This is a genomic window from Caulobacter sp. Root655 (genome assembly GCF_001427665.1).
Lineage (GTDB): Bacteria > Pseudomonadota > Alphaproteobacteria > Caulobacterales > Caulobacteraceae > Caulobacter.
In genome coordinates this window covers 1-12,551 of record NZ_LMHC01000024.1, presented here as the reverse complement: position 1 = coordinate 12,551, position 12,551 = coordinate 1, and the positions used below count along the sequence as shown (strand labels likewise).

Genomic DNA, 12,551 nt, shown 5'->3' with positions numbered 1-12,551 from the left:
CGGCGCGCGCGATCACGCCGCGCGCGCCTTCAGGCCAGGCCTGGCCCTCGACGGGGATGTTTTCGACAAGGCGATTGTTGGCGTAATCGGACCAGCTCGCGCACGGCGGCCTGGGCCCGAGCGAGACTGGCGAACGGGCGGGCGGTCGATCCGTCGCCGGCGTCCGAGCCGCGCGGCGAAACCTCGAAGACCAGCGGAACGGGCTTCGGGCGTTCGTGGATCTCCACCGCGGCGAAGGCCTGTTCGGAATTTGGCCGATCGCTCGACGTGACCTTGGGGATCGCGACGGTCGGTAGCGACTGGGCCTGAGCCAGATCCGCGCCCAGCAGGCATAGCGCCAAGACAGAGGCGGACACGCCGGGCAGCGTCATACGGGCTGCAGGCCGTGTTCGACGATCTTGCGGATCAGGTCGCGGTGGCGCGGCAGGCTGGCGCGCAGTCGCTCGGTCTGGGCCGCGGTCTCGCGCAAGGCGCGCTCGGCGAGCACCCGCTCATCGGCCAGGGCTTGCGGCTCGATCTGCGTGCGAAACCCCATGCCGTAGAGGACGTATTGATAGCTGGCCGCCGGAAAGACCTCGTCGGCGCGGTCGAACTCGTCGTGCAGCCACGGCGGTTGATGGCTCCAGAGCAAGAGCAGATCGGCCAGCCGGTCGGGGATCGTCTCCCGCGCGCGGTTGTCCCGCCAAAAGGCGCTGTCCGACCGCTGGCTGAGAACGTAGTGCAGCTTCAGGAAGTCGATGATGCGGCCCCACCGGTAGTGCGTGGTGGCGTTGAACCGCGCGGCGACGATGTCCATTACCTCGCGGCAGGCGGGCATCTGCTCGGCGATCAGTTTGGCCGACAGCTCGATCAAGACGATGGCGGACGCTTCCAACGGCTCGAGGAAGCCGGCGGCAAGGCCGACGGCCACGCAGTTGCGCTTCCAGAACGTCTCGCGATGACCCGAACGGATCGGGATCTTCCTGGCCGGAAGGTCGCGGCCCGCCGGGCCGATATAGGCCCGCAGTTCGCGCTCGGCGTCCTCGTCGCTGATGTGGCGACTGGAATAGACGTGCCCGACGCCGCGGCGGGTGGGCAGGCCGATATCCCAGATCCATCCGGCCGACTGGGCCGTGGAAATGGTGTGGCTGGCGATTGGGCTGGTTTCGGTTTCGTAGGGAACCTGGATGGCCAGCGCGGTGTCGCAGAACAGCACGTCGCCGCAGTCGCGGAACGGCACGCCCAGCGCGTCGCCCAGCAGCAAGGCGCGAAAGCCGGTGCAGTCGACGAACAGGTCGCCCTGGATCTCGCCATGCTGCTTCGTCACGACGCCGCGAATATCGCCGTCGTCGGTCATGGACACGCTCTGCACGTCGGCCAGGACGTGGCGCACGTCGAGCTTGTCGCAGCAGTGTCGCTGCAGGAAGGGCGCGAACTTGCCCGCGTCGAGGTGGTAGGCGTAGTTGGCCGCGCCTTGATAGGGCGCCGCGGTGATGGTTTTGGGGGCCAGCCCCTCGTCGCAGAGTCGTCCCTGTGGGGTGACCGCGTCGCAGAAGCTCTGCCCGCGGGCGCCGACGAGCCAGTGCGGCGCGAGGTTCACCTGCGCAAAGCCCTGCGGCAGCATCAGCGGATGATAATAGGCGTCGTCGGCCGCGCCGGTCGTCCAGCGCGCGAACTTGGCCCCCTGCTTGAACGCCGCGTCGCATTCGCGGAAGAAGTCGGTCTCGGAAACGCCGATCTTGGCCAGGCTGGTGCGCAAGGTCGGCCAAGTGCCTTCGCCGACCCCGATGATCGGCGTGTTCGGCGATTCCACCAAGGTGACGGTGAAGCCCGTCGCCAGGCGCGCGCGGTGCTTGGCGGCGATGAGGCCGGCGGTGAGCCATCCGGCGGTCCCGCCGCCGACGATCACGATGTTTTTGACAGGACGCACCATGGCCTCGGCACAAAGAAGCGGCTGGGAACGCCGCCGAAGCGACGTTCCCAGCCAAGGGGACCTAGAAGCGGAAGCGAGCGCCGGCGGTGTAGCGCCGGCCGTAGGCGAACACGTCCAGCAGCTGGTTGTCGAACCGTCCGTGCGTGCTTTGCGTCTCGTTGGTGAGGTTCAAGGCCTCGAAGAACAGATTGATCTGCTTGGTCAGCGCGTAGCTGGTGCTGAAGTCGATCTGCAGGTTCGGGTTTTCGAAGGTCGGTTCCGAACCGAAGGCGCCGGTATTCTGGTTCTGGCCAAAGCCGCGCAGATATTCCTTGCGGTAGTTGATCGCGACCCGCGCCTCCAGGCCGTTCTTGTCATAGAAGGCCACGAGGTTGGCGGAGTCCGCCAGGCCGGTGATCGCAAAGCCGCTCTGGGAAATGTCGGTGCGATCATAGGGCTTGTTGGTGTCGACCAGAGTAACGTTGCCGTTGAAACCAAAGCCGCTGTCGCCGAACACGTGCTGCCAGGCCAGTTCGACGCCGCGCACGGTCGCCTCCGGTCCGTTCACCTGCTGGGTGACGCTGAAGATCGCCGGCTGGCCCGTGGAGGGATCGATCACGCCGTTGATCGTCTGCCGCTGGGTGCCGCCGACGATGAAGTTGCTGACGTCCTTCACGAAGAAATCGATCGAGGCATAGGAGTTGGGCCGGTAGTACCACTCCAGCGCCGCGTCGAAGTTGTCGGCCAGATAGGGCTTGAGCGCCGGGGCGCCGCCGCTGGCCGTCAAGGCGCCGACCCGTTGGCCGGTCCCGACGCTGAGCACGGGCGTCAGCAGGTTGAGGCCCGGACGGGTCAGGGTCCGCGAGGCGTCCAGACGCAGGTGTAGGCTCTCGGTCAGTTCCAGCTTCATGTCGAGGCTGGGCAACAGGTAGGAGTAATTGCTCTTGGTCGAGACGGCCTGGGGATCGCTCAATTTCACGGTCAGCAGGGTCGGATCGCCGGCCCCGCGCGTGATCTCCGTGGGCAGCTGACCAAAGCCGTTGGCCGTGACGTGGGTGTTTTCTTCACGCACGCCGGCGTTGAAGTGGAACGGCATACCGGCCACGTCGACCTCGAAATTGGCCTTCACGAACAGCGCCCAGGTCTTTTCGGTGATGTCGCGGATGCTGCCGTTGTCGAGCGCCATGTCGAACGCGCCGGTAAAGTTGGCCCCGACGGTCCCAGGGACCTTAGGGGGGGGGCCATAGTTGAAGCCAGGAATGTTCTGGGTCTGGGGATTGCCCAGGCTCGTCAGGAACTGCTGATAGGCGTGGGCGTCGAACTTCAGCAGGTACGGCGGCAGGGCGCCGTCGAAGCCGGGGATGAAGTTGTTGGTGCTGACCTTGCCGGTGAACAGGCTGGCCGGAACCATGACGCCGCCGTTGGCGCCCGAGGCAGGGCCGTAGCCGGGATAGGCCTGCCAGTAGTTGTTGACGAAGGTGTTGCTCTGCTGGAACTGGTAGTGGTCTTCCAGGTAGCTGCCGCCCGCCTTGATGCGGAAGCCTTCCTGCTCCCAGGCGCCGGCGAACCGCAGTTGCTTGACGACGTCGGTGTTCTCCTGGGCCTGGCGCACGGTGACGTGCGAGCCGATGACCGAGGTGTCGACCCAGCGCGCGGCGTCGCCGTTGGGGCCGTAGCCGTGCAGCACCGGCAGGGTGTTCTTGCTGTCGCCGCCGATGCTGATGCCCAGGGACGGCCCGATGCCGAAGCCGTAGCCCACGTCGGCGTTGTCGCTGGTGATTTGGCCGCCGGGATTGAGCCAGCTCTTGGCGTAGCTGGCGTCGGCCTCGAACTTCAGGTTGTCGGACACGTCCCATTTGAGGTTCAGGCCGGTCTGGTTGGTCTGCAGGACCGAGCGATCGGTCCCCGCCGTGAAATCGGTCTGTGCTCCGGACTGCGTGAAGTCGACCGTCGTGCCGTTCTCGTCCAGCTTGACGTTTCTCAGGTTGTCCTGGTTGAACCAGATGCCGTAGCCGAAGTTGTCTGAGCGGATGGTCTGGCGCGAATAGTTGTCGTCAAGCGTCACCGTCACGCCGTCGACCGGGCTCCATTGCAGGGCGATGCGGCCGTCGACCCGCTCATCCTTGGTGTAGACCTGGGTGGCCCCATACTGCTGCTCGAACCAACCGAGGATGGTCTTGTTGGTCGGGTCGCGCAGCTCGGCGTCCGTACAGGTGGGCGTCAGCTGGCAAGGCCTGTAGTAGCCGCCCGGCCAGCCGCTGACGAAGACGCGGTTGGTCTGGGTGTCGTGGCGCGTGTACATCGCGTCGACCAGCACCCCGAACTTGTCGTCGGCGAAGGTGTCGCTGAACAGGGCGCCGATGGTCGGCACCACCTTGCCGGCGTCGTCCTGCAGCGAACCGGAGGCGGTGAACGCCATGCGCCGGCCGGGACGGTCGAACGGCTTGGGAAACTGGACATTGACCGTCGCGCCGATCGAGCTGCTCGACAGCGACACGTCCGGGGTCTTGAGCACCGACAGGCCGCCGACGAAGTCGGCGCCGACGGTGCTGAAGTCCACCGAACGTCCGCCCGTGGCGGTCGAGATCCGGCGCCCGTCATAAAGGGTTTCGTTGAAGTCGCCGCCAAAGCCGCGAACGGTGATGCCTTGCGGTTCGCCGCGGGCGCCGGACCGCTGGATGGAGACGCCCGGCAGGCGTTGCAGCGACGCGGCCACGTTGGAATCGGGGAACTTGCCGATGTCCTCGGCCGAAATGGCGTCGACAACGCCCTCCGAGTTGCGCTTGATGTCGAGATTGCGCTGCAGCGAACCGCGCAGGCCCGTGACGATGACTTCGCCGACGGTGGTGGAGTCGTTGGACTGGGGAGCGGCGGCCGGTTCAGCGGCGGGCGCGGACGTGGCCGCGGCCGTGGCCATCGGCTCATCTCCGGCGCGCTCGGCGGCGTTGGCCGCGCCGCAGAGCACAAGGGTCAGAAGACTGGAAGCGCCAACCAGGGCGGCCTTGGAAACGCGCTGACGCGCGGTCGTATTACTCTGATTAGAAAGCTTGGGCTTTTTCATTTTTCCCCTCCCGGTTCAATGGAATGAACGCGTGCGTACTCGCTCGGCCGAACGCATGTTTCGGCCGTAACTTATTGTATTCACGAGTAAAGGGGATTCAGCCGTCGTCCTTGCGGTCCGATCGCATCACAACCTCCCTGCGTAATTTTATATTCTTGTTACTAGGAAGGTAGCGCTAACAGGTACCGGTATCAAGAGTATTTGTCGGTGTAATCGCTACTGGGTTGGACGTGCGTTCTGATCGCCGCTATCGATCGTTCGAAGACGCATGCAGGCCAAGCCGACAAGCGGCCCGCAAGGAGGAAGAACCATGGCGATGGACTTGGAATTGCTGAACGCTCAGCATCACGCCGGCTTGCGCCAGGCGGATCTTCCGACCGAAGAACCGTATTTCGTCCAGATCGTGGCCGCCGAATTCGCGGCCGCCGCGGCGACTTGCCCGATCTTCTTGACCAAGAATCCGGAGACGGGGCAATTCTACGCCGGGGCGATGTTCGGCTTCGAGCCGGGCGAGAATCTGCTGCTGCGCGACGCGCCCGGTCGATGCGCGTTCCTGCCGTTGGATCTTGAACGTCAGGGGTTTTTCCTCCCGTCCGGGGGCGCGATCGCGATCGATCCCGGCCATCCCCGTTTCGCCACCGAGCGCGGAACCGCGCTCTTCGAGGCGGACGGGCAGCCGAGCCAGGCGTTGCGGCGAATCCAGCATGTGCTGGGTCAGCTCAGCGTCGGCGTCCCGGAGACCGACGCCTTCATCCAGGCGATCGTCGCCCGTCGCCTGGTTGAGCCGATCGATGTCGATCTGTCGTTCGACGATGGGCGGTCCCTCAGTCTTGGCGGTCTCTACACCGTCAGCCTCGACACGCTGGCCGAACTGGAAGACGCGGCCGTGCTCGATCTTTTTCGCCGCGGCTACCTGCAACTGATCTTCGCCATGGCCGGATCGCTCAAGCAGGTCTCGGTCCTGGCCCACCTGAGAAACGAGCGGCTGGCGGCATGACCTCGGGGCGACCGGTCGAGGTTGTCGAGCTCGATCCCGCGCCGGAATGGGACGCGGCGGGCTTCGCGCGCGACGTGGCCCAGTCCTGCGGGCCCGTGGTGCTGAGAGGTCTGTGCCGCGACTGGCCCTCGACACGGGCGGCCGCCCGATCCTGGCAGGATCTGGCCGACTATCTCCTGGTCCTCGACGCCGGATTGACCGGCCAGGCCTTCATCGGCGCGCCCGCCATCGCCGGGCGGTACCACTATGGCGAAGGTCCTGACGGCTTCAACTTCGATCGCGAGTCGCTGACCCTGCGCCAGGCCTTGGAGCGCATCGGCCAGGCCGCCGCCGACACGAGCCGCGCCACTGTCTACATGGGCTCGCTCCCGACCGAGGACTATCTGCCCGGCTTCGACCTCGAACACCGGGTCGCCTTCCTGCCGCGAACCGCACGGCCGCGCGTCTGGCTCGGCAACGCCAGCCGGGTGGCCTGCCACTACGACACCTACGACAACCTGGCTTGCGTGGTCGCCGGCCGGCGGCGCTTCACGCTTTATCCGCCGGACGCCGTCGGGGATCTCTATGTCGGACCCATCGACCACACCCTGGCGGGCCAACCCGTGGGGCTAGCGGTCGGCGCCGAGCCGGGCGATCCACGCTATCCGCGCTTCGAGCAGGCGCGGGATCGGGCCGCCGTGGTCGAGCTCGCGCCTGGCGACGCGCTCTACCTGCCCAAGCTGTGGTGGCATCAGGTCGAGGCGCTCGAGCCCAGGAACCTGCTCGTCAACTACTGGTGGGATGGGTTTTCAGCCGGACCCGACGCGCCGTTCGCCACGATGATGCTGGCCATGATCGCCATCGCCGAGCGTCCGCCGGCCGAGCGCCAGGCCTGGCGCGCGTTCTTCGATCATTACGTTTTTCGCCCGGATGGGCATCCTCTGAGCCACCTGCCGCCGTCGCGTCACGGCATCCTCGGGCCGCTGGCGGACGGCGCCTACGGAAAGATCCGCGCTGGCGTGATGCGGATGCTACGAGGCGGTTGAGGGCGCCGATCGCCGAGGTCGACGCCCCGCATCCCTATCGATCGCCGGCCGCGACGGGAAACTCGAACACGGTCGCCGAGATCGGCCCAACCACTAGGCGAGACCCAGGGCGATAAGCCGAGCTGGTGACCGTCACGCCGGCGGGCGTACCGACCTTGTTGGCCGCCTCCAGCGACGCGCCGGTCAGAATCCAGCGCCGACCCGCGCCGCGAACCGCCAGCGACTTCAGGTCGAGGTTCAGGGACTGCTCGGTGAAGGTGGCGTTGACGACGCCGATCCGCAAAGTCTTGCCGTCGGGGCTCAGACCCGCGATCACGTCGAGCGGATAGGTGGGGCTGCCGGCCAGCACCTTGGGGTGATCATAGCCGACCGGATATTTTGGCTCGGGCTGCGGCGCGTTTCCCGAGATGGCGATCGGGACGACGCCGGCGCCGAAGTGCTCGCCATAGAACTTGAATACCGCCCCGGTCGAATTGAGCGTCGCGTCGGTCGAGGTGATGTCCATGGTCGAGGCGCCGGTCGTGAACGCCCCCATGGTCAGGAAGTCGGTGTGGCGCAACATCTCCTGCAGGACCAGAGCGTAGGCCAGGGCCGACTTCAGATTGACCTCGCCGAAATAGGCGTACTCGTCGATCGACAGGAAGACCTTCTTGTCCTTCATGGCCGGGAAGCGCTGCTCGTAGATCTTCCATTCCTCGGCCTTCATCCGCACCTGGTTGGAGGGCGAGCGCGCATATTCCATCAACTCGGCGTCGGCCGGGGCGTTGGGACGCTTCTCGGGCCGGTCGTACCAATGCTCGGAAATGCCGTCGAAATTGCCCCAGGCCTTGGCCAGGAGGCCGCCCGTCCAGTCCTGTTCGGTTCCGAATTTCGGCGCGATGCTCTCGAGCGAAGCGTTCTCCTGGGCCTCGCGCGGATGCAGCTGGTCGGGCATGGCGCCGGATCCGATCAGGGTGATCGTCGGGTCGACCGCGCGCATCGCGGCGGCGAAGGCGTTGTGCTTGATCATGAAATAGTCGAGCGAGGTCTTGCCGATCTGCCACCAGCCATAGGGCTCGTTGCCGATGTTCCAGAACTTGACTCCATACGGCTCGGGGTGGCCGTTGGCGGCCCGGCGCGCGCCCCAGACGCTGGTCGCCGGCCCGTTGAGATATTCGACCTCTTCGGCCGCCGAATTGGCGTCTCCAAGTCCGGCGTCGACGGTGACGTAGGGCTCGACGCCGAGGATCTTGGTCAGGTCCATCCATTCGTCCATGCCGATGTCGTTGGGCTGCATCGCGCTCCAGGCGTGGTCGAACATCGGGGCGCGCTTGTCCCGCGGGCCGAGCGCGCCGTGCCAGTCCCAGTTCGACAGGAAGTTGCCGCCGGGCAGGCGCCACATGCCCGAATTGAGCGAACGGGCGATCGCCGTACTGTCGGCGCGCCAGCCGCGAACATTGTCGGAAGGCATCAAGGACACCGCGCCGACGCGGAACGAGCCCGAACCCAGGCCGGTGATCTCCAGGCGCGCATCGGCGGCGTCGGCGGCCGGGGTGAAGCTGAACGCGGCGCGCTTCCAATCGGCGCCGGGAGAGGGAAGGGCGATGGTCTGTCGGTCGTCCGTGCCGGGGCCCCAGACCAGCGCGACCTCGACCTGGGCCGACGCGTCGCCCGACAGCAATACATAACCGTCGTAGCGCTTGCCCTTGGCCAGCCCGATGCCCGATTGCGAAAAGCCCTTGCGGATCGTCCCGTCGAGGGCGACGCGAGGGCTCTGGACGCCGACATAGGCCGCCTTGGAATCCATGATCACGGCGTCGTCGCCGCCGATGGGCCGCCACTTGCGATAGCTGACGCCGGGGCGTCCCTCGGCGTTCAGGGGCGGCGGCGCGTCGAGGGCCGCCGGCACGACCGGATAGTAGAACTTGCGGTCGTCCAGCATTTCCGCCCACAGCGTGCGCGCCACCAGGCCGCCGATGGGTTCGATGAACATGCCGTATTCGTACTTGGTGACCGGGGCGGCGCGGCGCGCGCCGTCGATCGTCACCTTGACCGGTTCGGCGTCGACCCCTGTCGGCACGGCCATCGCCCAGCCCAGGCAGGTGGCCAGCATCCATCCATAGCGCATGACGTTCTCCCTAATTACTCAGTCATTTTATCCTTCCGCCCCTTTGCAATCAGGCGGTGGTGCTTTTGCCCGTCGTCCGCGCGAATTCGATGGAGCATTGGGTTGGTGGCGGCGCTGGCGGCGTTCGTTCTGACGAAGTTGGTCCACGAAAGGCAGCTCAGGCCCTTCGGCGTCCCTTGACATGACTATATTTAGCCCGACAAATGGTAGCGCTAACAAGTCGCGCCATGCAATGTCAAGATGTGCGACGGGGGAGGATTGAATGATCGCCTGTGACACGCGGGGCGGCGGCGTCCGCGGTCTTCGGTCCTGTGTTCGCCTCGCGGCGATCATGGCGCTCGGACTGACTCTACCGACCATGGCGGGCGCCCAGGTGACGACGAACGCGCCGCCTCCAGTGGCCGGCGCCAAACCCGCGACGGTCGAAAGGATCAAGGTCCATTCCCTCGCCATCGAAGGCAATCTGGAAGGCGAGAGCGCCGATCGCGACGTGATCGTGGTCTTGCCGCCGGGCTACAAGAGCCATCCTGACCGGCGCTATCCGGTCGTCTACGCCCTTCACGGCTATTCGATCGGGGCGGAGCAGTGGATTGGCGAAATCCACGTTCCCCAGACCATCGAAGGCGCCTTCGCGCGCGGCGCGGCCGAGATGATCGTCGTGCTGCCCGACAGCAAGACGGTCCACAACGGATCGATGTATTCCAGCTCGCAGACGACGGGCGATTTCGAGACCTTCATCGCCAAGGACCTGGTCGGCTACATCGATGGCCACTACCGCACCCTGCCCAGACGTGAGAGCCGGGGCCTGGTGGGCCATTCGATGGGCGGCTATGGCGCCAGCCGCATCGGCATGCGCCATGCCGACGTGTTCGGCGCGCTCTACATGATGAGCCCGTGCTGTCTTTCGCCGCGCGACCCTGGCCAGTTCAACGCCGAGGCCGCGACGGCCCTGGCCCAGGTCAAGACGCTCGAGGACGCGCAGAAGCTGCCTTGGGGCCTTCGGGCCCAGATGGCGACGGCGGCGGCCTGGTCGCCAAACCCCAAGAAGCCGCCGCTCTATCTGGACCTTCCGGTGGAGAACGGCCAGGTCCAGCCCGACGTGCTGGCCAAGTGGGCGGCCAATGCGCCCTTGGCCTTCGTCGACCAGTATGTCGGGGCGTTGCGCCGCTACAAGGCGATCGCCATCGACGTCGGCGACCGCGATAGCCTGAAGACCGACGCGGCCAAGTTGCACGAATCCATGGACCGCTACGGCGTCGCCAACAGCTTCGAGATCTATCCCGGCGACCACACCAGCGACGTGGCGCGGCGGATCCAGGATTACGTACTGCCGTTCTTCGGCGCCAACCTGGCCTTCACGGCGCGCTAGACCGACGGACCAAGCCTTTGCCCAGGACGCCCATGATCTTCGCTCGCTCCGTCGCCGCGGTCCTCGCCGTCGTGCTCGCCGGCTTCGCCACCGCCGCGAACGCCGATCCGCTCGCGGCGGCTGGCCGCTGGACCGCCTACGAGCGCGCCGCGGCGCGCACGCCGCCGATGGGATGGAACAGCTGGAACGCCTTCACCAGCGACATCGATGAAGAAAAGGTCATGGCCTCGGCCCAGATCCTGGTCGATGCCGGCCTGGCGGCCAAAGGCTATCGCTATGTGAACATCGACGACGGCTGGTGGCTCAAGCGCCGCGCCAGCGACGGCCGCATGCTGATCCGCACGGCCCGCTTCCCGTCGGCCGCGACGCCGGACGGCGGGACCAGTTTTCGGCCCCTGACCGACCGGCTCCACGCCATGGGCCTGAAGGCCGGTATCTATTCCGACATCGGCCGCAACAGCTGCGGCCAGGTCTTCACCTCGACCCTTCCCAACCAGCCCGAAGGCGACGTGCGCGAACGGGAAGTCGGCCTCTATGGCCACGTCGACCAGGACATCGCCCTCTATTTTCAAGAGTGGGGCTTCGATCTGATCAAGGTCGACGGGTGTGGGGTGCGGGGCTTGCCGCCCACCGACGCTCGGGTCAAGGCGGGACAATATCGCGCGCTGGGGCCACTGGTCGACGTCGACTCCCTCGGGCGCACGGACATTCCGGCGGTTCGGTCTCTCTACCAGGCGGTGGGCGCGGCCTTGGATCGCAGCAACCCCGACGGCGACTTCGTCTATTCGATCTGCCTGTGGGGCGCGGCCGACGTGCGCGCCTGGGGCAAGGACGTCGGCGCCATGTCGCGCACCAGCGAGGACATTTCGCCGACCTGGAGCCGGATGCTGCACAATCTCGACAGCGTCTCCCGGCGGGCCCTCTACGCGCATCCCGGCTCGTGGAACGATCCGGACATGCTGTACGTCGGCAAGGGCGACTTTGACGAAGCGCACCTGGTCGAGGCTCGATCGCATTTCGCGCTCTGGGCGATGGTCAATGCGCCGCTTATCATCGGCTACGACCTGAGGACGGCCGCGCCGTCGCTGCTGGACGTGCTGGGCGCTCGGGACATCATCGCGCTGAACCAGGATCCGGCGGGCAACCAGGCCGTGCTGGCCTTCGATTCCGGCGACCTCTCCATCTTCGTCAAGACGCTCGCCGGCGGCGACAAGGCCGTGGCGATCCTCAACCGCACGGCCGCGCCGGCCGAGGCCGTACTCACCGCGGATCACCTGAAGTTCCTGGCCACGGCCGACATCGAGCTCACGGATCTCTGGACCGGCGCGGCGAGCCGCTTCCGCGCCGACCAGAAGTTCCAGTTGGCGCCGCGCCAGACTCTGGTGTTCCGAGCCAGGGGCGCGCGCAAGCTCACCGACGGCGTCTTTCTCTCTGAACAGCCCGGGGCGGTGAACCCCGCGATCGACGGGGTCGTGACCCCGCAGGCCGACCCGCTGGTCCACCGCGCCATCCTGCCCTGGCGCGGCACGCGCGGCTTTGGCGAGCCGCCTCGTTACGGCGGTTGGGGCGGGGCCCAGGCCGACCGCACCCCCTACGACCAGGAACTGGCGATCGCCGGGCGGCGGTTCGAGACCGGCCTTGGCGTCCTGGCCAATTCGCGCCTGGAAGTGCGCAACGCCGGCTTCCGTCGCTTCACCGCCAGCGTCGGCGTGGACGATTCCGCCCAGGATCGCTCTGGGCCCGTGACCTTTCTGGTCTATGGCGACGGCAAGCTTCTGGCGAAGTCGCGGCCGCTGAGATTCGGCCAGCCGCCGCAGAATCTCGGCGTCGAGGTTTCAGGGGTCAAGCTGCTGGAACTGGTCGCGCGAACGCCCGGCGCCTCGCGACATCCTGATCCCGTCACCTGGGGCGACGCGGCGCTGCATCGTTAGCGCGAGGCGGCGATCCAGCCGCGAGGAAACCGAAGTGCGATTGAAGACCTGTACGAAATGGGACGATTGACGTCATGAGCTCTGCCGCCGTTCCGCCCCGCGCCCTTCGTTCGCGCGCCTGGTTCGACAATCCGGACAACGCGGACATGACGGCGCTGTATCTGGAGCGC

9 protein-coding genes are annotated in these 12,551 nt (G+C 66.5%); 5 read left to right on the top strand and 4 right to left on the bottom strand.

The features are described from left to right. Nucleotides 1-29: 29 nt before the first annotated feature. The 3 genes from ASD79_RS24050 to ASD79_RS17950 all read right to left on the bottom strand — a co-directional run bounded on the left by ASD79_RS24050 (nucleotide 30) and on the right by ASD79_RS17950 (nucleotide 4,952). Nucleotides 30-356 carry a hypothetical protein gene (locus ASD79_RS24050; protein ID WP_235524510.1) on the bottom strand — a complete coding sequence of 109 codons (327 nt, stop codon included), beginning with the start codon at nucleotides 354-356 and terminating at the stop codon, nucleotides 30-32. A gap of 11 nt (nucleotides 357-367) precedes the next feature. Next, nucleotides 368-1,912 (bottom strand): tryptophan halogenase family protein, encoded by a 1,545-nt coding sequence (locus ASD79_RS17955; protein ID WP_082585007.1) that lies wholly within the window; start codon nucleotides 1,910-1,912, stop codon nucleotides 368-370. 61 nt (nucleotides 1,913-1,973) lie between these two features. Then, nucleotides 1,974-4,952 carry a TonB-dependent receptor gene (locus tag ASD79_RS17950; RefSeq protein ID WP_056724157.1) on the bottom strand — a complete coding sequence of 993 codons (2,979 nt, stop codon included), beginning with the start codon at nucleotides 4,950-4,952 and terminating at the stop codon, nucleotides 1,974-1,976. Nucleotides 4,953-5,262: 310 nt separating this feature from the next. On the opposite strand from ASD79_RS17950, the gene ASD79_RS17945 reads away from it, so the two are divergent. Together ASD79_RS17945 and ASD79_RS17940 are read left to right on the top strand one after the other, a co-directional pair. Then, a complete protein-coding gene (locus ASD79_RS17945; RefSeq protein WP_235524508.1) occupies nucleotides 5,263-5,949 on the top strand; it encodes a SapC family protein in 687 nt (228 codons plus the stop codon). Then, entirely contained in the window at nucleotides 5,946-6,974 is a 1,029-nt protein-coding gene (locus tag ASD79_RS17940; protein WP_056724154.1) for a cupin-like domain-containing protein, read from the top strand. The genes ASD79_RS17945 and ASD79_RS17940 overlap by 4 nt, the downstream gene beginning before the upstream one ends. 34 nt (nucleotides 6,975-7,008) lie before the next feature. On the opposite strand, the gene ASD79_RS17935 is transcribed toward ASD79_RS17940, so the two are convergent. Beyond that, the gene (locus tag ASD79_RS17935) at nucleotides 7,009-9,081 is read right to left on the bottom strand and encodes an alpha-L-arabinofuranosidase C-terminal domain-containing protein (RefSeq protein WP_156400568.1); all 2,073 of its coding nucleotides are present in this window, start codon (nucleotides 9,079-9,081) and stop codon (nucleotides 7,009-7,011) included. A 331-nt stretch (nucleotides 9,082-9,412) separates the two neighbouring features. Between ASD79_RS17935 and ASD79_RS17930 the strand changes: the two genes are divergently transcribed. The 3 genes from ASD79_RS17930 to ASD79_RS25195 all read left to right on the top strand — a co-directional run. Further along, a complete protein-coding gene (locus tag ASD79_RS17930) occupies nucleotides 9,413-10,450 on the top strand; it encodes an alpha/beta hydrolase family protein (RefSeq protein WP_235524507.1) in 1,038 nt (345 codons plus the stop codon). A gap of 32 nt (nucleotides 10,451-10,482) precedes the next feature. Continuing rightward, nucleotides 10,483-12,381: an NPCBM/NEW2 domain-containing protein gene (locus ASD79_RS17925; RefSeq protein WP_056724149.1), complete on the top strand. Its 1,899-nt coding sequence runs from the start codon at nucleotides 10,483-10,485 to the stop codon at nucleotides 12,379-12,381. 74 nt (nucleotides 12,382-12,455) lie between these two features. Then, nucleotides 12,456-12,551: hypothetical protein (locus tag ASD79_RS25195; RefSeq protein ID WP_235523774.1), on the top strand; the 96-nt coding region annotated here is incomplete at its 3' end.

What these genes read in the sequence shown, in the direction of transcription:
- ASD79_RS17935 (WP_156400568.1), bottom strand. Translation starts at nt 9,081, where the DNA reads ATGCGCTATGGATGGATGCTGGCCACCTGCCTGGGCTGGGCGATGGCC.
- ASD79_RS17950 (WP_056724157.1), bottom strand. Translation starts at nt 4,952, where the DNA reads ATGAAAAAGCCCAAGCTTTCTAATCAGAGTAATACGACCGCGCGTCAG.
- ASD79_RS17925 (WP_056724149.1), top strand. Translation starts at nt 10,483, where the DNA reads ATGATCTTCGCTCGCTCCGTCGCCGCGGTCCTCGCCGTCGTGCTCGCC.
- ASD79_RS17945 (WP_235524508.1), top strand. Translation starts at nt 5,263, where the DNA reads ATGGCGATGGACTTGGAATTGCTGAACGCTCAGCATCACGCCGGCTTG.
- ASD79_RS17955 (WP_082585007.1), bottom strand. Translation starts at nt 1,912, where the DNA reads ATGGTGCGTCCTGTCAAAAACATCGTGATCGTCGGCGGCGGGACCGCC.
- ASD79_RS17940 (WP_056724154.1), top strand. Translation starts at nt 5,946, where the DNA reads ATGACCTCGGGGCGACCGGTCGAGGTTGTCGAGCTCGATCCCGCGCCG.
- ASD79_RS17930 (WP_235524507.1), top strand. Translation starts at nt 9,413, where the DNA reads ATGGCGCTCGGACTGACTCTACCGACCATGGCGGGCGCCCAGGTGACG.